This window comes from Ulvibacterium sp., from assembly GCF_965248315.1.
Taxonomy (GTDB): domain Bacteria; phylum Bacteroidota; class Bacteroidia; order Flavobacteriales; family Flavobacteriaceae; genus Ulvibacterium.
In genome coordinates this window covers 836,321-860,067 of the sequence record NZ_CBDFIX010000002.1, presented here as the reverse complement: position 1 = coordinate 860,067, position 23,747 = coordinate 836,321, and the positions used below count along the sequence as shown (strand labels likewise).

Here is a 23,747-nt window from a genome sequence, read left to right as displayed (position 1 = left end):
TGTTTTACAAATTTATAAACTACTTTATGTTATTTTCGGCAATCTGTTTGGCAATTTCCCAATCCAATTGGGTGTCAATGTCAAATGACGGTATTTCTCCCATTACATATTTTTTGATTTTCTTAAACGAAGAAAAGTTTCCTTTTTTCAAGGAATCTACATTAATCAAATAAATGGCTCCATTGTATTCCCACACTTTGGGAGCATCTTGTCTTCTCTCATAATCCGCCTTTTTTGATTTTTCCAAATACCCCTTATTGTTTTCTTCAAACAGATTAAAATAAGGATTTGCCTTAGTCTCTTTTACCGAGACCACCATGTCTAGATTTGGAGTGTATAGTTCCAAACATTCCCTTATGTGATTGGCTTTTCGAAATGGAGAAGTAGGTTGCAGCAGTACCAAAACATCTGCATGATATCCCTTTTTTTCGAAAAACCCAATGCAGTGCATAATTACACCATAACTTCCTGAAGTGTCTTTTGCCAAATTTGTAGGTCTCAAAAAAGGAACTTTTATACCAAAGTTCTCCGCCACAGACTTTATTTCAGGGCTATCAGTACTCACCACTATTTGCTCGTATTTGAATACTTTTTGAGCCTCCATAATCGTATGGCCCAACAAGGGTTTCCCGGCCAAGACTTTGATATTTTTATGGGGAACTCCTTTTGAGCCTCCTCGGGCAGGTATCAGAACCAAAGGTTGCATTAAAACTTGATTTGTGTTATATCCTTCTGTGCTTTTTCAAAATCTTCATGCTTGCCAATATCCAACCAATAGCCAGACATGGGATATGAAATCACCTTTTGGTTTTCATTAATGAGCTTTTCCATCAAGTCTGTGGTGTTGAAAAAAGCATTTTTGGGGATATGATGAAATGCACTTTTTTTTAAAAGGTAGATCCCTCCATTGGAATAGTATGTATAAGTGGGTTTTTCCTTAAGGTTCAATATATGCCCATTACTGGTTTCCAAAACCGCATAAGGAACATCAACCTTATAAGGAATGGTGACAACCGACATATCCGCTTCCTGATGTATGAAGTCCAAAAAAAAGTGCTCGTAATCTAAATTAGTCAAGATATCCGAATTGGTCAGTAGGACATACTCATGGTTAAAATTGTCGATTTGTGCAGCAGCTCCTATGGTACCTAAGGGCTTGGTCTCCCATAGATAGTTAATGGAGAGGTTCGCTGCATGGCCGTTACCAAAATAGGCCTCAATTTGTTCCCCCAAATAATTAACAGATATCCAAAAATCATCAATTCCGTAAAGGGCAAGTCTGTTCAAGTTGTGTTCCATTATCGGAAGCTCTCCTACTTTTAACAGGGGCTTAGGAACCTTTTCGGTAAGTGGTCGTAATCGGGTTCCTTTACCTCCCGCCATTATAACCGCATCAATGGGCAGGTAGGAACGCATGTTCCTAAAGTTGACGATGTTCACTATTTTATGCTGAGCATCGACTACAGGAAGTACCTTGTAGTTTTTTTCTCTGTATGTTATTATTTGTTCAATATTCTGTTTCCCCTTTGAAATATATTTCGGGTTTTCTTGGATGACATCGTCAACAGCCTGTTCAATGGTAACCCCTTTGATCAAGCCTCTTCTCACATCGCCATCGGTAAGGGACCCAATCAATTTATTATCGGAATCAACTACAAACAAAATCGCATCGGCCGCCAATTTATCAAGCATCATCAGGGCTTCCTTAATCGGACTACCCTGTAAAATCAAATGTTCTCTAAAGTTTCTCAATCTATGGGAAATTTAACATCATAAAATTTCTTTTGTATTTCAGTATAGTCAAACGCTAAAAGCTCATGCATAATTTTCGATGTGGCTTGACCATTACCGTACAGCTGTTCCTGATTTTGAATCTTGGTTTTGAATGGTTTGCTCATTGCGAACTTGATCGCTTTTACAATATCATTCCTCATAGGCTTACAATTTATGACACTCTTTGCCATTATCCTACCCTTTTGCCGGTCGCCTATATTTATGGTTGGAACATTAAAATAGGGCACCTCTGAAATACCACTTGAAGAGTTTCCAATTACAAAAGTGGCATGGGATGCCGCAGATAGATATCGCAACTGACCGAGAGACGTAAAAGCAACTGCCTTTTTAGGGTTTTGAGAGACGTATGAATCAATTAGGTCAACAATGGCCTGCCCATCTTTGTCAGAATTCGGTTTGGTGAAAAGCAAAGTGGTCGCCTCCAAAGTGTCAAGAGCCTGAATCAATTCTGAAAATTGCTCTTTTGCCGTGGCCTTTTCCAAGGTGACAGGGTGAAAGGTAATCAAGACAAAATTTCGGTCAATTTTATGCGCTATCGAATCTTCAAACTCCCTCTTGGTTAGCAAAGTCAACTTTTTAATACTATCAATTCCAATCTCCCCTACATTGAACGCCCGGGATGGGTGTTCCCCCATTTGGATTATTCGTTTCCGATAAGTCTCAGTGGATGCAAAATGTAGGTGGCTCATTTTTGTAATGGCATGTCTAATAAACTCATCATAAGCTCCTTCTGTGGTTTCTCCGCCACGAATATGTGCAATAGGGATGTTGAAAATTATTGCTGCCATCACCACCGCCAAAATTTCAGACCGGTCTCCAAGCACCACGATTAAATCAGGTTTATGTGTTTCAAATACAGTAGAAAAGCCTTCTGTAACCTTAGCCAAAGATTGTACAATGGCTTTAGAAGAGTCCCCTGAAAGATCATCATAAACCTTGGCGGCGATACTAAAACCATCGTTTTCAATTTCCTTGTACGTGTTGCCAAATTTGGGTAGCAAATGCATCCCAGTAACAAAAAGCAGCAGTTGGAAATTCTCGTGCTTTTCCAATGCTGAGATAAGCGGTTTTAACAATCCGTATTCTGCTCTTGTGGCCGTAACGACCGCTATTTTTTTCATATCAAATCATCGGGTTGATAGTTTTTTTTTGCTCGGGTCCCAATTAGCTCGCGCCATCTCATAGGCGAAATACCATTTCCGGGCCTTTTGACCGTTAAATTTTTTGTGGTAAAAACTTCACCCTTTTTTATGGGATTATTTGCCACAATACTCTTTCGGGCAATCACCAAATTTTTTTGCTCGCTTTTACTGGGTGTTTTTTCACTAGAGCCTAGCGCTACGTCTACGTTTCGAATCGATTGTACCATTTGCATCAACTCTTTGGGCTCAAGAGACGCCAGATGATCGGGGCCCTCCATGTTACGATTCAAGGTAAAGTGCTTTTCGATAACCGTAGCTCCCATGGCAGCTGCCGCTATGGGAATTTCGATGCCCAGGGTATGGTCAGAGTATCCGAATCTTACTTGGAAGGTATTCGCAATACTCAACATGGCCCGTAAATTGACATCTTTCATAGGCGTTGGATATTCCGTATTACAGTGCAATACAGTAATACCCGATTTTTTTGCCCCTGCTGACATAAGGACCTCAAGAGCCTCCCCAACCTCAGCCATAGTAGACATGCCAGTGGATAGTATCAAAGGTTTGCCCAAACTTCCGACCAACTCAAGGTAGGGAAGATTGGTAATCTCTCCCGAAGGGATTTTAAAAAGGGCCATTCTCAATTGGTTCAAGTATAAGATGCTTTCGGTATCAAATCCAGTTGATAGGAATTTAATGTTCTTTAACTTACAATAAGCTATAAGGTCATCGTGCATTCCGGGTGTTAGTTCCAGTTTTTTGAGCATCTCGAATTGACTCTCTCCTGAATCTTTGGTATTGGTCTTTTGGTACTCCGCTTTTTCAGCTTTTACACTAGCAAGTTTTGACGCCTTGAACGTTTGAAATTTTACATAGTCGGCCCCTGCTGCTACCGCGGCATCAACAAGCTGATAGGCCAATTCAATCTCACCATTGTGGTTGACTCCCGCCTCTGCAATTATCAAGGTTTTTTTCATTTCTCTGGGGTTTTAAGCACTTTTCCTACCCTTAGTTTTCCTTCGTACTCCAAAACCTCAACAAAGGAATCTGCGGTTTTTACCAAAAAATTGCCATTCTTATTCTTGCAGAGTACCTGGCCTGGCTTTCCAATATAGGTGGGGGCATTATCAATCAAGCGTACACGATTGATTTTTATCTCCTCGCCATCGGAAGTACATCTTGCAAGTGGACCAGGACTACATATAGCCCTTACAAAATTAAAAACTGCTCGTGAGCATTGGTTCCAGTTCAAAAATTCATCACCATAGGAACGAACCCCACAGTACATGCCAACTGGATGAATAGTCTTTTGGTCATTTCCTTTTGCAGGACCCTCTTTGAAAAGGTGTAGTGCATCATATAGGATATTAGCGCATTCTACATAGGCGACCTCTAGTAAGCTTGCATAGTCGTCTTGGTCTGTAATAGGAAAAGTTCTTTGTAAAATGATATCACCAGTATCAATTCCCTCATCCACATAATGGACAGTGATTCCAAATTCTTTTTCATCATTGATTAGGGCCCAATTAAGAATGTTTCTTCCCCTATAAAAAGGAAGCTTGCCGGCATGACAATTAATTATACCATATTTCGGAAGATTAATGACTTCAAATCTGAAGATTTGATTAAAGCTCATTGAAACAAAAAGATCGCAATCATACCCTTTGGCCAATTCCAGGAAATCGGGCGCATTCACATTCTTAGCTAGCACATAGTCAATACCGTACTGCTCCGCGTAATCTTTTAATTGACCATCTGCAGTGTCAAACCTCGGAGTTATAAAACAAACCTCTACAAACTCACTGGCAATGATTCTCTCAAAAGCCAAATGAGACCAAGGGCCATCTGCAAAATATCCTATTCTAAGTTTGTCCATGTAGTAGTATTATTTGCTTTCGTAATTGGCATCCAAAATTTTATCAATTTTACTATTAAAATATTTTCTATCAAAGTAATAGCTTATTGCATTTCTCAGCGTCTCAGAATGGTGTATTTCTTCCTTCAAGAAAAGTATCTGAAATGAGCTCTCCTCATTGACCTTATCCGTGAGGTCTTTCATATTGAATTTGACAGAATGGGACAAAATACTAGTTAGATTTTTGTTTAGCTTTTGGTAGCTTTTTCTAGATATTACCAATAAATCCTGCCTATCTAAAGCTTTTTTGAAAATACCGTTCAGTTCATAAAATGTATATACGCGTTCCGTAGGATTAAATTTAGCATTTAATCCTTTGGTAATAAAAATGACTCCTGAGGTGTCAATATTCAATCGCCCAATTTCCTGTTCGAGCGCTTCTTGCTTTATCCAGCCCCTTAAAAAGTTGAAGTTTGCATTAACTGTCATTGTAATAAAGACCGTGAGAGCGATTGATGAGAGCACCTTTCTGAAGTGGGATGGAACCATCTCGATAATGGCGAACAGCACGAAAGCTACCCCAAAAGGAAGCAATATCTGATGCCTCGTGTTGAAACCAATAAATGAAGGTAGTTTATTCACCGTTGTATATGGATACGTGGCAACAAAAAACAAGAAAATACCCAATAGCAAATAGATGCCTAATTTTTTCGGCCTTTTATCAAATTTTATAGGTTTAAGCACACATAAGGTTGTAAACAGAAAAACTGCAAAGACTGTTATTCCGAAAACTAAATTCTCTGTAAATACGGCTCGGAACTCGTGATGAAGCCCAAAAATGTTGTCGGAAAATATCTTTTTGTATTGTTTCGGAAGTTTTTCTAATGAAAAGTTGATAACATTATATCCCCTTGCTGCATACAATCCTGTGATTGCAAAAAACGTTTTTTTCAAATACCAAAAAATAAATGGTAAGACAGCCAGCACCATATAGTAGGGAAACTTATCACGCCAGCTATTTTTTATCCGCTGTACTGAAAACCCATGATGATGTAGGAAGGATAAGCCCAAAAGAAAAAGAAAGAGCAACAGCAGAGAGTTAAGGAAAAAACTCAACAACAAGAGCATTGACCCCAAGAATAGATCTCGCCTATTCCCCCTACTTCCCAAAAATCGAAAAACCAAAAATGCACCAGCACCAAACAACGCCATAAACAGTCCATAGGACATGCATATTGCCGTGTTCTTGGTCTCAAAATAAGGGGCTACCATAGCTAAGGCAGCAATTAGAAATGCCGTATCCGCCTTAAAGCCAAATTGCTTTAGTATATTATAAAAGAAAGCATAGGCCAGAAATAGAAAAATAAAGGACAGCCAATGGTAAAGCATTGGCGCATACTTCCCATCATTTAGTGCGTCATGCACATAGGTCATAATCCACATGCCGTTTTCACCAAATTGTTGATCAAGCCCAAGCCTTTCCATTCCTATTACGGCCCAATCATCCCAGAAAATTCCATTGTTAATAAGCATTACGCCGTTTGTCATAAAATAGAGAAGTAGTAAAATGTATATTTTTTTATCCTTCATTTAAGACGAAACTACATATATTCTGAACTTCAGGAACAGACAATTCATAAAATAAAGGGAGCCTAAGCAATGTATTTGAGTAGAAATCACTGTTTACAAGCTCCCGCCCTCGATACTTGTCCTTATAGAAAGGGCTGTCATGCAATCCTTGATAATGGAAAACGGCATGGGTACCATTTTTTCTTAGACGACCAAGCGTATAGTCCCTATGCTTTTGAGAGTCACAACACACATAGTAGATATGAAAATTATGGTCGGCATAGGCAGGTATTTCAAGGAGTTTAAAAGCATTTTCCTTACCCTCAAATTCTTGGTGATAGGTGTTCCATAAGATTCTTCTTTTTCCTTGAAGCTCTTCCATGCATTCCAATTGAGCGAATAAAAATGCAGCTGTTATATCGGAAGGAAGAAATGATGATCCAATATCGATCCAGCCATATTTATCAATTTCTCCCCTGAAAAATGCCGTTCTATTTGTCCCTTTTTCCCATATGATTTCTGCTCTTTCCAAAAAACGCTCGTCATTAACTACCAACATTCCGCCCTCACCCGAACTGATGTTTTTTGTCTCGTGAAATGAGAACGTCCCCAAATGCCCAATGCCCCCTAAAGGGCGACCCTTGTAAAAAGCATTTACGGCCTGAGCCGCATCTTCGACCACAAAAAGTCCATGCTTTTGGGCAATCCCCATTATTTTGTCCATGTCGCAGGCGACCCCTGCGTAATGCACAACAACAATGGCTTTGGTCTTAGGAGTCAACAATACTTCTATAGCCTCGGCGTCAACATTGGGATGGTTGTACATGCTGTCACAAAAAACGATTTGGGCTCCACGCATCACAAAGGCATTGGCAGTTGAGACAAAGGTGTATGCAGGCATGATAACCTCGTCTCCGGGGGCAATGTCCAGTAAAATGGCACACATTTCAAGTGCATCAGTGCAAGATGTGGTGAGTAACGTTTTTTTGAACGCATAGTTTTTCTCAAAGAAGTTTTGGCATTTTTGCGTAAACATTCCATTGCCAGATATTTTCCCTGAGGAAATTGCCTGATTGACATAATGCTCCTCATTTCCAGTAAGGTAAGGCCTGTTAAAGGGTATTTTCATGTAAACCTGGTCTTAATCGATTTTAATGGGAAAATACTTTCTCCGGAGTCCTCGTATATTGCGGCAAGTATTTTCACCAATCCCGATCCGCAGACGATGCAAGGGCATCCTTCTTCAAAAAAAAGTACTTTTCCCTCGCCCTTTCCTTCAACAATCACCCCTTCCAAAATAGCAACGTCGAATATTCGAACCTTTCTTCCATTAATAATGCTATATGCCCCTTTATATGGCTCGCCCAAACAATTGATAAATAATTGAATGGCCTCAGCTGAACGCGTCCAGTCAATCTGATAGTCCTCTTCATCCCTCCATAAACTATAAGTGGCCAGTTCATTATTTTGGGGTGTGTTTGGTATTTCTTCTTCACTCACAATCATTTGGAATAGCTCTAAGGCTATTTCACTGTAACAAGTGGCCATCAAGTCAATGGCGGCTTTGATTTTTATGGGATAGCTTACGTCAAAACTTTTTTGCACCAAGATATCGCCTGTGTCGTATTGTTCAGTTGCCCAAATGGCTGTGGCACCAATTGTTCTTTCTCTATTTAATAGCGCATTGACCAAAGGAGCGAAGCCGCGGTATCTGGGCAGCAAGGAATCGTGTAAAACTATAAGATTCTTAGCTTCTTTCATCATCCAACGCCATCCTATTGCCAATGCATAATAGGATTTTTCAATGGCTTCAAAATCTCCTTTAAAAAAGTATGGCAATGCGCTATCTCTACAAAGCCTTTCTATCTCATTGGAAAAATCTTGTTGGTTCTTATCCCTGCCTATGATAATCTGTCCGATATTTTTTTGAAAACCCGCTTCAATAAGTGCTTCAAGGACCCTAAATCCTTTTTTGGTGATCAAAAAAAGAGTAACCCGCTTATTGCTCATAGATTCGCAACTTTATCGATAATATAATTTGGCCGGTCTTTGGTCTGGTTGAATGTCTTACCGATATAAAGACCGATTACTCCTAGTATGGAAATGATAACCCCACCCAAAAACCAAATGGAAATAATTACCGAGGGAAACCCAGGTTCATCAATTTTGCCCTTGAGGTACATTACGAAATAGTAGCCCCCCAACAAAAAGCTCAAGGTCGAAATAATTACTCCTAGTCTTATTGTCAACAACAAGGGTTTTGATGAAAACGCAATGATGTTGTTAAACCCTAGTCTAAATAGGCTCTTCCAATTGTAGGAGCTTTTTCCAGAAATGCGCTGATTGTGGTTTACGTCAATATAATGTGCCGAAAAACCCACCCATTGTGTCATAGTGGGAAAATACCGAACCTTATCCTTCATTGAAAGGATTGCATCGACCACCTTTCGATTGTATATGCCATAATTTGCTATTGCAGCGTCTTGTTTGGTGTCCGTAAGATAGCCGAAAAGGGCATAAAACCATTTTGACATGGTGCGCTTAATAAAGGAGTCGTTGCGTAATTTCCGCCGTGCCAATACCAAATCATGGCCTTTTTGAGCTTCATTGAATAGGTTATTTATTTCTTTAGGATTGTCTTGCAAGTCACAATCCATTACGATTATCCATTCTCCCGTGGCAACTGATAGCCCAGCTGTTATGGCGTAGTGTTGACCGAAATTTCGACTTAATTTTACACCTTTAACCCTTTTGTTTTTTTTACAGTTTTCGGCAATGCGATTCCAAGATTGATCGGGGCTTCCATCATCTACCAAAACTATTTCAAAATCACCGTCAATATCTTTGACATTTAAGATAATCTGTTTGACCAGTTCATCCACTATGTCCTCTGCCCTATAGACAGGTGAAACAATTGACAACAAAACCTTTGTTTTCATTTGGCTTTATATCTATGGCATCTTAAATTCTTTGTGGGAACAAATTGTTCCCTTAAACTAATTTAATATTACACTACTCGGAATGTTTACCACTCTTTTTTCAAACCACTCTGAATTCTCAAGATTCCCTGCCTGTGCCCTTGCAAAAATGCTTAAATGATTCATCAATTTCCAAATAGGCCTCGTCATAACTCCTTTTTGATTTGTTCTGGTCAAGAAAGCATCTCTTTCATCAACATCGTTCAATACAATCGCATTTAACCAATAATTTGATTTCGAATGCTCCGGCTCAACTACAAAATTATATGGTGATCGGTTAAAGAAGATCTCGTATTTTTTGGCAAGTGCTCTTTTTTTAACTAAAAAATCGGGCAGACTTTCCAATTGGGCGCAACCAAGGGCCGCATTAATGTTTGGAAGTCGATAATTGTATGCAACTTGATCATGTTCGAAGTGCCAGGGGTGGGGTACTTTCGCGGTGGTTGTGATATGTTTTGCTTTTTTTGCCAAGGTTTCGTCATTGGTTAACAGCATTCCTCCACCTCCGGTGGTAATGGTCTTGTTTCCATTGAAGCTCAAGACACCTAACAGGCCAAAGGTCCCTGTGTGTTTGCCCCTATAATAACTCCCCAGTGATTCGGCAGCATCCTCAACCAATTTAAGACCGTACTCTTCGCAGACCGTAACAATTTCCTCAACTTTGGCTGGACGGCCAAAAGTATGCATAGGCAGAACTGCCTTAATTTTTTTCTTTGATATTTTATTGTAACAAAATCCATTTTTTATTTCTGTATTATTCTTTAAAAAATCATTTAGCTTTTCTGGTGAAAGGCCCAATGTCTCTTTGTCAACATCGATAAAAACTGGGTGTGCGCCCAAATAACTTATGGCATTACATGTTGCAACGAATGTAAGTGGTTGTGTAATGACCTCATTATCCCGTTCAACGCCAGCAAGCATAAGCGCTATATGGAGTGCTGAAGTCCCATTAGCAGTGGCTATGGCATACTTGGCCCCGGTAAAGGTGGCCATGTTATCTTCAAATTGGTCTACAAACTTCCCCACACTGGAGACAAAAGTGGAATCGATACATTCTAAAAGATAGTTCTTCTCATTCCCAATAAATCTAGGTTCATGAAGAGGAATAAAGTCGTTTGTGCCATATAATTCTCTTATAAATTTAATGGTCTCCCCAATCATACTGCTTACATCTTTGCATCTAGGTATTTTCCTGTTTCCTTATGATCAAAATTGGGAAGTATTTCATGGAACAACGCGACCAATTGTTCCTTTTTCCAACTTCCATTATCTTTTAATAAGGATATTGTCCTCTCAAATTTTTGAAGTTTTTCTTTTTCAACATTGAGCGCATTCTTTATAATTCCAAGGTTTTCAAAGCGGTCCATATCAAGTGTCTCGTTGTGCGTATAGAACTCTTCAAAGTCTTTCTCTCCGGTGGTATCACTTGTGGTAAAAAAACAGGGCCAAATTTTGTTTTGAGGCAGCCTTTGGGCCATTTCCCTAGCTTCATCCTCTGTTTTGCACAGGTATGGTTCATACCCCAAAGCATTAAGGTACCTTATCGCTATGTCAGCAAAAGTTATTAAATGCAGCCTTTCATCAAGTTTGGGAAAGAAAATATCTCTGTTGCTCCCAAATACACAGGACATCAAACAAAGTTCTCCCGACTCTTTGGGAACTACGAAATAGCGTTTGATGTCATTTGGAGCCACAATAGGTTGCTTTTTTTCAATTCTATTCCTAAAGCTATACAATAGCGACCCATCAGAAAAAGCAACATTGGCAAATCTAGCTGTTGAAATTTCCATTTGTGTGCTTCGGCTCATTAAAAACATTTCCATAATGCGCTTTGAAGCACCCATCATATTTACCGGATTAGCCGCCTTATCTGTAGAAACACAAAAGTACTTTTTCGCTCCATAATCGATGGCCTGCTGAATGGTTTTGTCTATATTTAATATGTTGACATCAATCATTCGCATGAGTGTGTAGGGGTCTTTCTCGCTACGAACATGCTTTAAGGCCGAAAGGTTCAAAACGTAATCATACTCCCCATCATTGGCAATGAACGCGTCATACTCTCTCGAGCCTATATCGAGTGCGAACGATTTAAAATCACCTTTGATATATCCTTGAGAGCTTCGAATATCACGAACCAATTCAACTAGGTTATTCTCGCTAATATCGACAATATGAAGTTTTTGTGGATTCCTTTTGAAAATTTCCTTGGCCACGGCTTGCCCAATAGATCCAGCACCACCCAAGACTAGAAATTTGCTGCTCGAAACAATTTCCCTTAGTTGTGAATCAAATTTAGTGACGTCATTAATAAAAAGTTCTTTTTCTCTTCCAATCAGTTGAAGTAGGTCCATATGTGCTTGGAATAATTCTTTCTAATTAATGCTTGGACTTAATACCGAACCTTTAGGTCTTTTAGCAAAAGTACAATAATTCCTGTCCTTAACAATTCCTATTGCCTAACTCTTTTTCTTTTAAGTTCTTTGGCGAAACCCTGTCTTGTAATTGCTTCCCCATCCGTAAAATGATAGATGCCAGATTCTTTGCCTCTTAAACCCAATTCCTCGACAAATACTCTGACAAGGTCCCCGTACTGGTGAGACATCTCCCCTAGGCATCTATAACCTTAAAATCTTGTACTTCTTTAGCTTTTTATAAAACGGTCTTGTAAAATTATAGTCATATTTTGTGTTTTGTAGTTATGAAGTTCTTACGATAAATTAATTTTCCCAGATTTATCGAATATGTTCTTTCCTCTTTACTAGGACAATCCGTACCGATTAATTGGATTGGAAATGCAATCGTGTAAATATAGAATGCCTTTTTCATCATCAAACATATAATCCGTTGAAGTGCAAATAAGCGTCATATTATTCCTCTTGCAAACCAAAGTCAAGTTATTTACGTTCTCGAAATTTACTTTATACACTATTTCAGGTCCGATCTAAGCCTGTTCAACTTTGGCATAGGCAATACAATTGACCCAGAAATCATATCGGAGCTTTTCAAAAGTCTTGTCGGCCTCATTGTTATCGGTAGTATTTAAACCTTTTTTTGCTTAAAATCAAAAGCAATCGACTGATAATCGGGAGCCAATTCCTGAAGTGTCATTCCCAATTGCCCATTGGTATCAGGTACTAAGGATTTAGTCGTTGTTTAATGATTTAAAACTTGGGAGGTTTTTATCTTTTTCGGACAGAATCATATCTTCCTTTGGATACTCCCAATCTATTCCCAGGACAGGATCGTTAAAAGCTATCCCTGCCTCCGCTTCCGGATTGTAGTAACTATCGCATTTGTACGTAAAGACCACATCATCAGATAACGCCAAAAACCCATGCGCCATACCTTTTGGTATAAAAATAGAGCGGTTTTCTTTACCTACCATTCTCAATTTTACAAATTCGCCGTAGGTTGGGCTTTCCTTTCTCAAATCAACAATTACATCCAATATCTCTCCTTTTACTACCCGAATCAATTTTGCTTGGGCAAATTCTCCTGCCTGGAAATGAAGGCCTCTGAGCACCCCTTTTTTGGAAAATGATAAATTGTCCTGAACAAAATCTATGTCCAATCCGGTGGTCTCCAAAAAACGGTCTTTATGGTAAGATTCCAAAAAAGCACCCCTGTAATCTATGAATGTTTTTGGTTCCACTATAAAGCAACCGTCCAATTTTGTGCGAATAATTTTCACCTTTTTTATTAAAGTTGCACTAAATATTTACCTTCCCATACTTTAAAAAGGGTTGGCCGACAAACGTAATTGTTTTTTGGCAATACAACCCAATTTATAGGTTACTTCCGATGGCTTGCATTTTCAAACCTTGTCTTACCTCTATATTACCTCTTCGCATTGTGGTTCTGTCGCCAAGGAGGTAAAGGCTCCCTTTTCCAAGCGAGCAGTTCCCCAACCGAAATTCCAGCCTTTAACTCTCATCAGTGCCGATAAACTCAATGTATTCCTGTTTAACTTTTTTACAAGGTTGTAATTCCCTTTGGTGATTTTTACTACTTTATTGTCGAAAAGTAGACGCCAATAAAACCTGTACCCCTGGTAACCAAAACGAAATATCCATAATTTTAGTGATATCGGGGTTTGTCTATTTCAGTGGATTTTTTGTTCAAATACTTTACTATGGACCATAAAAAAAATGTGGCGATTAAAATAGTAGGAAGCAACACTATGTTCTTGCCAAAGAAAGCTTTCTGTACTTGCTGCGGTTTTCCAAAATTAATAATGCTTATTACGTTTGTCTGCTCCCGAAGTTCAAGTTTTTTTCGTTCGGTATCCCTGATTAAACTATTTTTCAATTCAAAAAGACCTTTCATATCAAGGCTCTCTTCACTATCCAGTACTATTCTGCCTTTTTCAACGGAATTCTCTTTTTCTCCTATTTTTTCTGAATAATTAGTGATTAAATCATCCAATTGGCTTATTACGGCTTCATTCTTTTCTATCCGCTCCTTGGCATTTTCTTGATAAATTTGGATTAAACCATCAAAGTAAGAGTTGGAATTGATGTAGTCCATCAACTTTTTTGCGCATTCCTGACCATAAGCAGCATCTTTATAGAAAAAACTTATTCGATGATTCAGTGAACTATTATTCAGGATTTCTGTACGAATCACCTCCGAGATGATAGTTGTATTTTGAAAGCTCTGAAGCGTTTCCAAATATTTCATTTGATCCTCCAAATTCTTGCCATTCTGTCCTCCTTCAATAGGTTCTATCTCAACCTCAAACTTTTTAAGTCTATCAAAAGATATTCCCAGGGGTTGGAAAAAAGAAGTGTCCTTAGCTTTAATATTGGCCTTTATTTCGTCAATCACATTATATAGATAGTTTTTGCTTTCTAAATTGGGTTTAACAATTACTTCGGTCTTCATTCCTCTGGTTACAATTTGATTGAGACCAAACCCTATTGCCACTCCCAAAATCGCCAATCCAATTAAAATCAAAGCATTTTTTTTGAGGTACAAAAACAGTCTAAGGAAGCCTCTAAAGATTCTGTCAAAACCTTTTTGAATCATCTGGAATAATTGCCCCAAATCTATTTCATCCGAGGAGCTTTGATTGTTTTGTGGTTGTTTATCCGCCATATATTTATGAATTGAAAATCTGTTTTAAAATCCTATCTGTAATTAGGTACGTAGGTTTTACGCCAGTGGTGCCCAAGCCTCCGGAAGCCAGGGTACTGCCAGTTTCCAAGGGATTGTCCGAGGCATAATAGGCATAACGTACTTTTACATTTTCCCTTATACTATTTCTTATTTTAGAGGCGGATTGAATAGCCTTTTGATAGTGCACACCTTCCATTTCCAAACCTATAACGTTCCATGTAGATTGATGAAAAAACTTGAGAATATCCTTATTCTGAAGGGATGTGCCCAAGACCGTTACCATCGCACCTTCAAAAACTTGTAATCCATACCCTTCAAAATCTTTCTTGCAAAGTTCATTCTTAAACGGATAATTATCCGCAGTTCCTTCAAAAATATGTGCGGACGGAATCATTAAATCACCTTTGCCCCCTTCCAATATGCCAGCTTTCCCCATAATGGATATTGATGCAATGTTCAAAAAAACAATCTTCTTTTTCTTTGCCTTATAGGGTTTTAAAAACTCGTCTATGGTCTCATAAGCTTGTTCCCCAAAGGCATAATCCATCACAAAGATAACAGGTTTTTCTTCATCCGGAATGTCCCTGGCCAGTTCATAACAACAAGCATCGGGGCCCAATCTGGCCAAGTCAAAAATCTGGACGTCCACGTTTGTTCCCGATGCATCATCTATCACGAGCATTCCATTTTTTTTAGCTATGGTAGTTACTTTGTCCCTTAACTTCTGGTTGGCGGGCAAGCTCAAAGCTTCATATATTTCCAAGGAGTTGCTAGTATTCGGAAACTCTTTTTTTAGGGCATTACCCGCAAATAGCGTGTTCATTACACTATGCATATTGGCACTGATAATATGAATCGGTCTTCCCAAAAGGGATTGTTTTGCCAGAACTTCCTTAATCGTATGGGCCCATTGCTCTCCGTGGATGTGATGGCCCAGTCTTTCCCTTAACAAAGCACTGAAAGTAATGGTGCGTTTGTTGCCGGTTATTTCTTCTTCGATGGCCAATTTTCCCAACCAGTATACAATTTTCAAAAATCGGTTGGGATTTTTACTGGTTCCCAATTCTTCATAGACCTCAAGTATCTCTTCAAAGGAACGGCCCAAAATTTGTGCAGTGTGAATTAAAGCTACTTCTCTTTCTACTTGGGTCAGCTTTTCCTTTTTAACCGCTTCCTCAAGTTTTACCCAATCACGAACGGTCTTATCGGTGTCCTCTATCAAAACGCGCTTGCATATCTTTTCGGATTCTATGAAAAGGAAGGTGAGATGGGTAAGGATATCATAAATATCGGAGCGACCACGAGTAATCTGGATATTCATCTGTTCGTCATCGATACGATAGCAATTTCGCCTTCTCTTTGGGGGCACTATGGCCTTGAAGTGGGATTTTCCATAGCCTTCGTCCGAGGTAAGATTTATAAATCGGCATTGTTCAATGCCCTCGGGTAAACGCTCCAAAACATAAATAAGTCCATCCAATTCTGCCTTTTCCTCGGCAATGGAACCATATATTTCTGGTCGTAAGAGCAACAATGCATTCTTTAGAGACTCTCCAGAAACACCACCGGGTTTATAAAAACCTCGGTTGAACAAATGACGCATGGTGATGTAGAGCCGTTCTATGGCGTTTGTTGATTCTTGAGCTCTGGTTGTAACGGTTGTTTTGCCCATTAAAGAATTTCAAGCAAAATTACAATTTAAAATTAATGTGGGATTAATTGTCCTAGGCTTTCTTATAGGTGGATAACACATCTGCAACCTTTCGGTCATTGGCCAAACGCTGTACCTTGTTTTGGCCTCCCAATTTTCCAATGGATTTCATGTATTCTTGAAATCCCCCTTTTTGGATTTGGGTGATTTTCAAGGGCTGAAGGATTTTCCCATCGATCAGGTCAAAATAATAACTGTTCTGTTTTTGTAGTGATACATCCAAAGTTTCAATGAACTTTCCCATTTCGGATGGTTCGTTCTCAAACTCGATCAACCATTCGTGATAGGGGAGTTCGTCCTTTACAGGAGTTATTTGTGGCGCTACGGTAAATTCATTTATTCTGGCATCTGTGGCGACAATAGCTTGTTGCATGGCCTCTTCCACCTCCTTGGCTATGACATGCTCCCCAAAGGCAGATAAAAAATGTTTTATACGCCCCGAAACAATTACCTTATAGGGGTCAACAGAAATAAACTGAACGGTATCTCCTAGGTTGTAGGCCCATAACCCGGCATCGGTCGAGACAATCATTACATAATTTATACCAATTTTTACGTCTTTAATGGTAATCCGTTTTGCTCCTTCATCAAAATATTCGTCTGCCTTTACAAACTCATAGAAAATTCCGGAATTCAACAGAAGGAGCATCCCTTTTTCTTTTTGGGAATCTTGATAGGCAAAAAATCCCTCGCTGGCAGGAAAGAGTTCTATGCTATCTACCTTGCGCCCTATCAAGTTTTCAAATTTTGCCCTATAGGGCTCATAATTCAACCCACCATAAATGAATAATTGAAAATTCGGGAACAAGCTACCGATATCCTGATTCGTTTTTTCATGGAGCCTTTCAAAATACATCTGTACCCAAGAAGGAATACCAGCGATAACGGTCATGTTCTCATTAACCGTCTCTTCCACAATAGCATTTACCTTGGTTTCCCAATCATCTATGCAATTGGTTTCCCAACTGGGCAAGCGGTTCTTTTGAAGATAGTTGGGAACATAATGGGCGGATATTCCGGACAACCTTCCCAGTTTTATACCATTCTTTTGCTGAAGTACTGGACTTCCTTGTAGAAAAATCCACCGGCCATTCACAAAGTCGGAGTTTCCGGTTTCATGAACATAATTTAAAATGGCATTTCGAGATGCCTCAACTTGATTTTTAATGGATTCCTTAGTAATCGGAATATACTTCGCCCCAGAAGTAGTACCTGAGGTTTTTGCAAAATAAATGGGTTTTCCAGGCCATAGGACATCTTCCTTCCCCTCTATCACTTTTTCTACATAACCTTTAATTTGCTCGTAGTCCCGAATGGGTACGTTACGGACAAAATCCTTATATGAGCCAATATTTTCGAAATCATGGTCCCTGCCAAATTGTGTTTTTGAAGCTTTCTGGATAATTTCTTTAAATACCTTTTCTTGCGTAGCTATCGGATGGTTGACCCAATGAGCTGTTTTCTTGGCCACACCTCTAGCAAATATTTTGGCAGCAAAAGATTTTAAGGACATTTGTATTAATTAAAATCTATGAAATTCATTGGGTCTACCGGGGTTCCATTATCCCAAATTTCAAAATGTAGATGGGGACCTGTAGTGAATTTACCTGTATTTCCGACGGATGCAATGACCTCTCCTGCCCTTACAATATCGCCCTGTACCTTACTTAAGGACCCATTATGTTTATAGACACTAAGAAGGCCATCCTCGTGTTCCAAAATCATAACGTATCCCGTGTCCGCTGTCCATTCTGAAAAAATGACCATCCCATTGGCAACTGCTTTCACAGGGGTATCCTTAGGTGCCACCACATCAACCGCAAAATGCCTTTTCTCAGCGTCATATTGCGCTGAAATTGTACCATTGACTGGAGGGAACAATACCAAATCCGATTTTTCCATATTCCTCTCGAACAAGTTGTATTTATCCTCTAGTGCCACCTCCGCCCTAAGCATAGAGTCTTCGCGAATCGGTGTAAGGTTTATCGTTGATGGATCCAATTTAAATTGCTCAAAAAGCGAGTCCCTATTAATTTCATTGTTTTCAATATCTCCTCTGAGAACCATTCGGATATTATTCAAATACCTATTGGTATAATCTAGTGTTCGGACCAAAGAATCCGTTTTATAGGTAAGTTCGGTGGCCTGTCGTTTAAGCTTGGTGGAAGAATAACCAGGTATATACTCGCGTAACGGAGTAAAAGCAATAAGCAGGGTGGTAAGGCCTATTAACCCGATGATGCATAGAGATCCTGTCACAAAAACATTAAGTCGGCTTAATTTGAAGGATATCTTCTCCTCAAAAGTACTTTCATTAAGTATCACCAAACGATACTTATGCAGTAGCTTTCTTCTAATTTCCTTACGTTTTTTGACTTTTTTGGCCATAGTATACAAAGATAAGGATGCAAATGAATTTTGTCTGGTTCCAATCTAAAAATTGGCTTCACCCTTAGATACGGAAAAAATTGGATAAAAGTCCATGCAATTTAATTATGCCGCTTTCGTTGTTATTAACAATAAACTAATTACATTATTTCGTACATTTGTTATCTATCTAATTCATAAACTATGACAGCTTTACATATATTTCTGGCCATTGGCCCATGGCAGATAGCCATAATTGTTATGGTAGTACTTCTTTTGTTCGGTGGCAAAAAAATACCGGAATTGATGCGTGGTCTCGGTAGCGGCATTAAGGAGTTCAAGGATGCTTCCAAGGAAGATGAGAAATTGGAAGAGAAAAAAGAGTAGAAAATTATATTCAATATGCATTCCAAACCCGGTGAATTCACCGGGTTTTTTATCTCAACTGTATTTTATATACCTTTTGGTTTTTTTAACCTTCCTCTTTCTCGTTGTTGTTTCCAATTTCACTTTCTCGTAAAAAGTGTTAGGAAACTATACTAATATTCCTCTACACGACAAAAAGTATGTCTTTCACAACAAAAAATCACAAGGGCATACAGGAAACACTATTTTCAACGTTTACAAGCATGTGCGCATGTTATATCATTACATGACATATTTGGAAATAGCAATCAACCCATCCCCCTTTCCCATGAAAAAACTGATTTTGGCTTATGTGCTTTTGCTTTCCCTTGGTTTAATCGCCCAAAACGATTCCCAAGTTGGTATAGCAGGCATCAATCAGGAAATCGGCCAAGACTCTTATTTGGACACAGATAGCGCGCCGCCCATTGCCTTCAGCGAAACCTTTGAGGAAGCAGCAAAAAGGAACAATATTGCCCATAGAAAGATGACTAACCTAATGGACATTGAGGACGGTTATTACATTATTGCGGGTATCTTCAGTAGAAAGGAAAATCTTAAAAAAACGATTAAAAAATTTACCAGAAAAGGGTTTGCCGCAAGATCCATAGCCAATTCCGAAAACGGCCTTAACTACGTATATCTAGAATACCATCCTTTTGGACTGGAAGCGGTTGATGCCTGTGCATCAAAATTAAATGGTAAATACAAGGGAGATGTTTGGATATTGGAAGTAGAAAAAGAAGTCTTCGCAGAAGAGCCTATAGCCTTGGAAAAGGTAGACTATGAAATGCTGAACACTAAAAGTGCCGTTACCTCAGCCGTCGTGCAAAAGGAAATCCACAGCCCTGGAAAAAATTTACTTATTCAAAAGGCAGATCAATATTTTGAGAAAATGTGGTATGCAGAGGCGGCGGATCTTTACGAGGAAGCCCTGAAAAAGGGAAAGGAAAACTATTCTTTTGATATTATCCAAAAAGCTGGAGATGCCCATTATTTCAATACCAATATGGAAAAGGCTTTCCATTGGTACAACTTGCTTTATAAGAACTATAAGGATGAAATGTCCGCCGATAACATCTTCAAATATGCACATTCCTTAAAGGGGACGGGCAAATATGCCCGTTCCAAACGACTGATGCGATTGTATAACCGTAAAATGAAAAAAGGCGATTTCGCAAAAATTACGGATACCGCGGTACAAACCCGTAATGAAGTGGTTTTGGATAAGATTTTGGGGACAGAGGAAAAATTGGATATCCATAACTTATCCATTAATTCAAAATATTCCGAGTTTTCCCCTATGTTCTTGGATTCAAACCAAGTTGTTTTTGCTTCTTCTGCAGATTCATCGTTTTTTACGACCAGAAGATACAAGTGGAACAATCAACCTTTCCTGGATCTTTATGTTGCCAAAATGAATGAAGAATCCCAAGATCTTCGTAATGCTGTAAAATATTCAAAGAAAATCAACACGAAATATCATGAGGCTTCCGTAACCTTTTCCCCGGATAATTCCACCATGTATTTTACGCGAAATAATTATGGGAAAAAACTAAAGCGCGATAAAAATGGAGTCAACCATTTAAAAATATATATGTCCAAAAAAGTCGATGGAGATTGGATAGAAGCCGTGGAAGTCCCATTTAATAGCGATGATTACTCTACCGGACATCCGGCATTAAGCCCAGACGGTAAACAGTTGTACTTCGTCTCCGATATGCCGGGAAGCATTGGCCAAACCGATATTTTCGTTGTAGATGTATTGGGGGATGGAAATTTTTCAGAACCTAGGAATTTGGGCCCTACCATAAATACAGAAAGAAAGGAGATGTTCCCTTTTATCAATTCCAATAAACTGTATTTCTCTTCCGATGGTCATGTTGGGCTTGGTGGATTGGATGTATATGAGGCAACGTATAACGAAGAGGAAGGCTTTGGAGAGGCAACAAACCTTGGCAAACCTATAAACAGCAATAAAGACGATTTCTCTTATATCATAAACGAAGAGACCCAAGAAGGCTTTTTTGCTTCTAATAGGCCCGGGGGTAAAGGAGATGACGATATCTATTCCTTTAAAAGGTTAGTCGTAGAAGAGATTCCGGAAAATCTTAATGTCATAGCTGGTGTGGTCACCGAACTTATTACTGGAGATGTTATGCCGCAAACTATGGTAGAATTATTGGATGAAAATGGAATCAAACTCAAAGAAGTTGTGACCGGAGATGATGGAACTTTTGTTTTTGAGGATTTGGACGGAGATACCAAATATACTCTGAAAACAACACGAGAGGAATTCTTTGAGAATGAGCTAAAAGTGAGTACCAGGGATAATGAACGTATGGAAGTTGACATTTCCATGCGACGACTAAAGGAAATGATTGCCATTGAAGACGGAATCAAGAAACTAAAGACAGAAATGATTCATTTCGACTTTGATAAGTCCTATATACGAAAAGATGCCGCCGAGGAATTGGATAAACTGGTAGAGGTCATGAACGAGTACCCAAATATGGTCATCAAAATAGAATCCCATACCGACTCTAGAGGTAGTAAAGTGTACAATGAATACCTCTCTGACAAAAGGGCCAAATCCTCAAGGAATTACTTAGTTTCAAAAGGAGTTGCACCGGAACGTATTGAAAGTGCCAAAGGATATGGAGAAAATCGATTGCTCAACGAGTGTGACGGTACTGTTAGATGTACCGAAGCCAATCACTACCTTAACCGTAGATCCGAGTTTATCATTGTAAGCATGTAGCAAAGACATAGAATACATATTAAAAAAGGCCGATAGCTGTTACCCATCTATCGGCCTTTTTTATTGGTCAATGTAATGCGAAATGTAAGTCAAAGGAGATTGGAACAAAGTTCTGTTTTCAAAAAAGATGAATTTCACAACACCCCTTAGCCCCTTTACAACAAAAGGTGTTCGATGAAATACAAAAAATATGGTTTTTGAGTTATACCTATAACCTATTTAACTAAAATCCCAACATCATGAAAAACATCCTACTTATTAGAGAAATCTATTTGGAAGCTTTTAAAAACCTTGGCCATTATTTAGTGAAATCCTATTTTAAAGCTTTTTCCTGGTTTTGTTTCGCAAGCTTCTTAATCGTACTTTATGCTTTCTTGTTTAGAATCTCAACTGGCTTTGCCTTTGACTAATCGTATAATACCAACCTAACTTTTGATAAGAGCGTCCTTTAGGGGGCGCTTTTTTTGTATCGCTACAAAGCCATGGCCCATTGCAACAACTCACTATTTCAGAAATACACCTTTTGTACATGCCTTACGGAGGTTCTTAACACCTTTCACCGAAAAACAAATACCTTTCACCGGGCCGTAACAATACCGCATTTTACACAACTATAATTTAAGGGCTTTCATCCAAAAAGTTTAAGGTTGCCTTGACAAATTTAGAACTTAGCTTTCTAGTTAACTTAAAAAAGAGAAAGCATATGAATAAATTACTACTTGTAAAGGAAATTTATGTAGAGGCATTTAAGGACTGGACCTATAAAATTCTTAATCGATATTTTAAGGCTTTTTCCTGGTTTTGTTTTGCGTTGCTTGCAATTGCAGCCTATGCCCTTATTTATAGAATATCCACGGGCTTTGCCTTTGTTTGATAAATATAAATTCACAACAAAAAGGCCCCTACGAATTGGTAGGGGCCTTTTTTATGCTAGGTGTTTGCAATTGCGTAACACTCCTACTGTGTTTCAAATTTTAGTGTTTTCAAAATAGCCTCCAACTCAAACATATAGTCCCTTTTTTCAGTTGCGGGGGCAAAAGTAAAGCCTTCCAAGACTATTTTTCTTGAGTTTTTGGTATCGTCAATGATATAGGTCACAAAGGGACCAGCCATCGGATAATTTTTGATATCCCAAATACCTCTTACCTCAATTACATTTTTTCCAATAATTGTGGCATGATACACGGAGGGGGAAAATGCCGGTTCTGTTCGCATATGTGTTCTTTTTCCTGGCACATCGGGACCAGGAATATATTTACTGCCAATGGAATCTCGCATACTTACGATGTCCCTTACCAATGTAGAGTCATTTAAGAAACTATTGTAAGGCATTTCATAAGCAATAATATTCATCGTGCCCTTAGGGACCTGCCTATCTATCCAAACAAAATTATCTTCATGTTTTCCTACTTTGTATATGGATGGAATCGTCAAGGAAACACCAAATTCTTCCTGTAAAACCTGTTCCCGGTTTAGGGAACGTAAAAATCGTTTCTGTGTTTCCTTTACTTCCAGATTCTTGAATTCAGCAATAATCTGACTTGATTTTTCGCTTAAATTTTCAATAATCTCGTCCTCTGTCCTCCCTTTAATAACGGCAACTTTTTGGGGAGTAGCATACATGTCGGTCTTTATATGGGCGATGTCCAAGGAATCCTTTTGAACGTACAATGTGGAACGTCTATAACGTGTAGTGCCTGTAAAAACACTAGGAGGTAAATGTTGGATGGTAAAAAGCGGCTCGTCCCAAATAAGGCCTACTACTGGGGCTGCAAAATGTTTTCTTACCTCATCTCCCACCTTTCCCTTCCATAATTCGTTGTCCATTACCACGGCCAAGGAGTTTATGGCACCAATAGAGGTAGGTTTATAGTCGTTCTTGTTGGTGTTCTTGCACGAATTGACCAACAAGGCCAAGAAAAGCAGAAATAGTGCTTGAAGTTTTTTCATTTTATGTCCAGATTATTCTCTTGTGAATGTTCTCAATATAGGAAAATACCATGTAGCAAGCCACTAAAATCGTTCCATAATTGTCAAACTACCA

General features: G+C 38.9%; 22 protein-coding genes. 4 read left to right on the top strand and 18 right to left on the bottom strand.

The window, feature by feature from the left end; translation table 11 throughout:
• Positions 1–19: 19 nt before the first annotated feature.
• The 17 genes from ACP2AF_RS05130 to ACP2AF_RS05050 form a co-directional block, all read right to left on the bottom strand.
• Positions 20–706, bottom strand: a complete 687-nt coding sequence (locus ACP2AF_RS05130; RefSeq protein WP_425235166.1) for a cytidylyltransferase domain-containing protein — start codon at positions 704–706, stop codon at positions 20–22.
• Complete coding sequence (locus tag ACP2AF_RS05125; RefSeq protein WP_425235165.1) at positions 706–1,752, bottom strand: nucleotidyltransferase family protein; 1,047 nt, start codon at positions 1,750–1,752, stop codon at positions 706–708. Before ACP2AF_RS05125 ends, ACP2AF_RS05130 begins: the two co-directional genes overlap by 1 nt.
• Positions 1,749–2,915, bottom strand: a complete 1,167-nt coding sequence (neuC, locus tag ACP2AF_RS05120) for a UDP-N-acetylglucosamine 2-epimerase (protein WP_425235164.1) — start codon at positions 2,913–2,915, stop codon at positions 1,749–1,751. The genes ACP2AF_RS05125 and neuC overlap by 4 nt, the downstream gene beginning before the upstream one ends.
• Positions 2,912–3,913, bottom strand: a complete 1,002-nt coding sequence (neuB, locus tag ACP2AF_RS05115) for an N-acetylneuraminate synthase (protein ID WP_425235163.1) — start codon at positions 3,911–3,913, stop codon at positions 2,912–2,914. Before neuB ends, neuC begins: the two co-directional genes overlap by 4 nt.
• The gene (locus ACP2AF_RS05110) at positions 3,910–4,812 is read right to left on the bottom strand and encodes a methionyl-tRNA formyltransferase (RefSeq protein WP_425235162.1); all 903 of its coding nucleotides are present in this window, start codon (positions 4,810–4,812) and stop codon (positions 3,910–3,912) included. Before ACP2AF_RS05110 ends, neuB begins: the two co-directional genes overlap by 4 nt.
• A 9-nt stretch (positions 4,813–4,821) precedes the next feature.
• Entirely contained in the window at positions 4,822–6,381 is a 1,560-nt protein-coding gene (locus tag ACP2AF_RS05105; protein WP_425235161.1) for a hypothetical protein, read from the bottom strand.
• Complete coding sequence (gene rffA, locus ACP2AF_RS05100; RefSeq protein WP_425235160.1) at positions 6,371–7,489, bottom strand: dTDP-4-amino-4,6-dideoxygalactose transaminase; 1,119 nt, start codon at positions 7,487–7,489, stop codon at positions 6,371–6,373. Before rffA ends, ACP2AF_RS05105 begins: the two co-directional genes overlap by 11 nt.
• Complete coding sequence (locus tag ACP2AF_RS05095; protein WP_425235159.1) at positions 7,486–8,370, bottom strand: methionyl-tRNA formyltransferase; 885 nt, start codon at positions 8,368–8,370, stop codon at positions 7,486–7,488. The genes rffA and ACP2AF_RS05095 overlap by 4 nt, the downstream gene beginning before the upstream one ends.
• On the bottom strand, positions 8,367–9,299 hold the full coding sequence (locus ACP2AF_RS05090) for a glycosyltransferase family 2 protein (RefSeq protein ID WP_425235158.1): 933 nt from the start codon (positions 9,297–9,299) through the stop codon (positions 8,367–8,369). Before ACP2AF_RS05090 ends, ACP2AF_RS05095 begins: the two co-directional genes overlap by 4 nt.
• Before the next feature lie 57 nt (positions 9,300–9,356).
• Positions 9,357–10,499: a LegC family aminotransferase gene (locus tag ACP2AF_RS05085; RefSeq protein ID WP_425235157.1), complete on the bottom strand. Its 1,143-nt coding sequence runs from the start codon at positions 10,497–10,499 to the stop codon at positions 9,357–9,359.
• Positions 10,500–10,504: 5 nt separating this feature from the next.
• Positions 10,505–11,692 carry a UDP-N-acetylglucosamine 4,6-dehydratase gene (locus ACP2AF_RS05080; RefSeq protein ID WP_425235156.1) on the bottom strand — a complete coding sequence of 396 codons (1,188 nt, stop codon included), beginning with the start codon at positions 11,690–11,692 and terminating at the stop codon, positions 10,505–10,507.
• A 407-nt stretch (positions 11,693–12,099) separates the two neighbouring features.
• Positions 12,100–12,267, bottom strand: coding sequence for a sugar nucleotide-binding protein (locus ACP2AF_RS05075; protein ID WP_425235155.1), 168 nt, complete (start codon positions 12,265–12,267; stop codon positions 12,100–12,102).
• A gap of 216 nt (positions 12,268–12,483) precedes the next feature.
• Positions 12,484–13,032, bottom strand: coding sequence for a dTDP-4-dehydrorhamnose 3,5-epimerase (rfbC, locus tag ACP2AF_RS05070; RefSeq protein WP_425235154.1), 549 nt, complete (start codon positions 13,030–13,032; stop codon positions 12,484–12,486).
• A gap of 386 nt (positions 13,033–13,418) precedes the next feature.
• Complete coding sequence (locus tag ACP2AF_RS05065) at positions 13,419–14,438, bottom strand: hypothetical protein (protein ID WP_425235153.1); 1,020 nt, start codon at positions 14,436–14,438, stop codon at positions 13,419–13,421.
• Between the two features lie 4 nt (positions 14,439–14,442).
• Complete coding sequence (locus tag ACP2AF_RS05060; RefSeq protein ID WP_425235151.1) at positions 14,443–16,131, bottom strand: DUF6909 family protein; 1,689 nt, start codon at positions 16,129–16,131, stop codon at positions 14,443–14,445.
• 52 nt (positions 16,132–16,183) lie between these two features.
• Positions 16,184–17,683: a GH3 family domain-containing protein gene (locus ACP2AF_RS05055; protein ID WP_425235150.1), complete on the bottom strand. Its 1,500-nt coding sequence runs from the start codon at positions 17,681–17,683 to the stop codon at positions 16,184–16,186.
• A 5-nt stretch (positions 17,684–17,688) separates the two neighbouring features.
• On the bottom strand, positions 17,689–18,558 hold the full coding sequence (locus ACP2AF_RS05050; RefSeq protein WP_425235149.1) for a M23 family metallopeptidase: 870 nt from the start codon (positions 18,556–18,558) through the stop codon (positions 17,689–17,691).
• 183 nt (positions 18,559–18,741) lie between these two features.
• On the opposite strand from ACP2AF_RS05050, the gene ACP2AF_RS05045 reads away from it, so the two are divergent.
• The 4 genes from ACP2AF_RS05045 (at position 18,742) to ACP2AF_RS05030 (ending at position 22,577) form a co-directional block, all read left to right on the top strand.
• On the top strand, positions 18,742–18,924 hold the full coding sequence (locus ACP2AF_RS05045; protein ID WP_120709977.1) for a Sec-independent protein translocase subunit TatA/TatB: 183 nt from the start codon (positions 18,742–18,744) through the stop codon (positions 18,922–18,924).
• 307 nt (positions 18,925–19,231) lie between these two features.
• On the top strand, positions 19,232–21,703 hold the full coding sequence (locus ACP2AF_RS05040) for an OmpA family protein (protein WP_425235148.1): 2,472 nt from the start codon (positions 19,232–19,234) through the stop codon (positions 21,701–21,703).
• A 239-nt stretch (positions 21,704–21,942) separates the two neighbouring features.
• A complete protein-coding gene (locus ACP2AF_RS05035; RefSeq protein WP_425235147.1) occupies positions 21,943–22,113 on the top strand; it encodes a DUF6747 family protein in 171 nt (56 codons plus the stop codon).
• A gap of 293 nt (positions 22,114–22,406) precedes the next feature.
• Positions 22,407–22,577, top strand: a complete 171-nt coding sequence (locus ACP2AF_RS05030; RefSeq protein WP_170158832.1) for a DUF6747 family protein — start codon at positions 22,407–22,409, stop codon at positions 22,575–22,577.
• An 83-nt stretch (positions 22,578–22,660) separates the two neighbouring features.
• On the opposite strand, the gene ACP2AF_RS05025 is transcribed toward ACP2AF_RS05030, so the two are convergent.
• The gene (locus tag ACP2AF_RS05025) at positions 22,661–23,653 is read right to left on the bottom strand and encodes a DUF4837 family protein (protein WP_425235146.1); all 993 of its coding nucleotides are present in this window, start codon (positions 23,651–23,653) and stop codon (positions 22,661–22,663) included.
• Between the last annotated feature and the right edge of the window lie 94 nt (positions 23,654–23,747).

What these genes read in the sequence shown, in the direction of transcription:
- ACP2AF_RS05130 (WP_425235166.1), bottom strand. Translation starts at nt 706, where the DNA reads ATGCAACCTTTGGTTCTGATACCTGCCCGAGGAGGCTCAAAAGGAGTT.
- neuC (WP_425235164.1), bottom strand. Translation starts at nt 2,915, where the DNA reads ATGAAAAAAATAGCGGTCGTTACGGCCACAAGAGCAGAATACGGATTG.
- neuB (WP_425235163.1), bottom strand. Translation starts at nt 3,913, where the DNA reads ATGAAAAAAACCTTGATAATTGCAGAGGCGGGAGTCAACCACAATGGT.
- ACP2AF_RS05110 (WP_425235162.1), bottom strand. Translation starts at nt 4,812, where the DNA reads ATGGACAAACTTAGAATAGGATATTTTGCAGATGGCCCTTGGTCTCAT.
- ACP2AF_RS05105 (WP_425235161.1), bottom strand. Translation starts at nt 6,381, where the DNA reads ATGAAGGATAAAAAAATATACATTTTACTACTTCTCTATTTTATGACA.
- rffA (WP_425235160.1), bottom strand. Translation starts at nt 7,489, where the DNA reads ATGAAAATACCCTTTAACAGGCCTTACCTTACTGGAAATGAGGAGCAT.
- ACP2AF_RS05095 (WP_425235159.1), bottom strand. Translation starts at nt 8,370, where the DNA reads ATGAGCAATAAGCGGGTTACTCTTTTTTTGATCACCAAAAAAGGATTT.
- ACP2AF_RS05090 (WP_425235158.1), bottom strand. Translation starts at nt 9,299, where the DNA reads ATGAAAACAAAGGTTTTGTTGTCAATTGTTTCACCTGTCTATAGGGCA.
- ACP2AF_RS05085 (WP_425235157.1), bottom strand. Translation starts at nt 10,499, where the DNA reads ATGATTGGGGAGACCATTAAATTTATAAGAGAATTATATGGCACAAAC.
- ACP2AF_RS05080 (WP_425235156.1), bottom strand. Translation starts at nt 11,692, where the DNA reads ATGGACCTACTTCAACTGATTGGAAGAGAAAAAGAACTTTTTATTAAT.
- ACP2AF_RS05065 (WP_425235153.1), bottom strand. Translation starts at nt 14,438, where the DNA reads ATGGCGGATAAACAACCACAAAACAATCAAAGCTCCTCGGATGAAATA.
- ACP2AF_RS05060 (WP_425235151.1), bottom strand. Translation starts at nt 16,131, where the DNA reads ATGGGCAAAACAACCGTTACAACCAGAGCTCAAGAATCAACAAACGCC.
- ACP2AF_RS05055 (WP_425235150.1), bottom strand. Translation starts at nt 17,683, where the DNA reads ATGTCCTTAAAATCTTTTGCTGCCAAAATATTTGCTAGAGGTGTGGCC.
- ACP2AF_RS05050 (WP_425235149.1), bottom strand. Translation starts at nt 18,558, where the DNA reads ATGGCCAAAAAAGTCAAAAAACGTAAGGAAATTAGAAGAAAGCTACTG.
- ACP2AF_RS05045 (WP_120709977.1), top strand. Translation starts at nt 18,742, where the DNA reads ATGACAGCTTTACATATATTTCTGGCCATTGGCCCATGGCAGATAGCC.
- ACP2AF_RS05040 (WP_425235148.1), top strand. Translation starts at nt 19,232, where the DNA reads ATGAAAAAACTGATTTTGGCTTATGTGCTTTTGCTTTCCCTTGGTTTA.
- ACP2AF_RS05035 (WP_425235147.1), top strand. Translation starts at nt 21,943, where the DNA reads ATGAAAAACATCCTACTTATTAGAGAAATCTATTTGGAAGCTTTTAAA.
- ACP2AF_RS05030 (WP_170158832.1), top strand. Translation starts at nt 22,407, where the DNA reads ATGAATAAATTACTACTTGTAAAGGAAATTTATGTAGAGGCATTTAAG.
- ACP2AF_RS05025 (WP_425235146.1), bottom strand. Translation starts at nt 23,653, where the DNA reads ATGAAAAAACTTCAAGCACTATTTCTGCTTTTCTTGGCCTTGTTGGTC.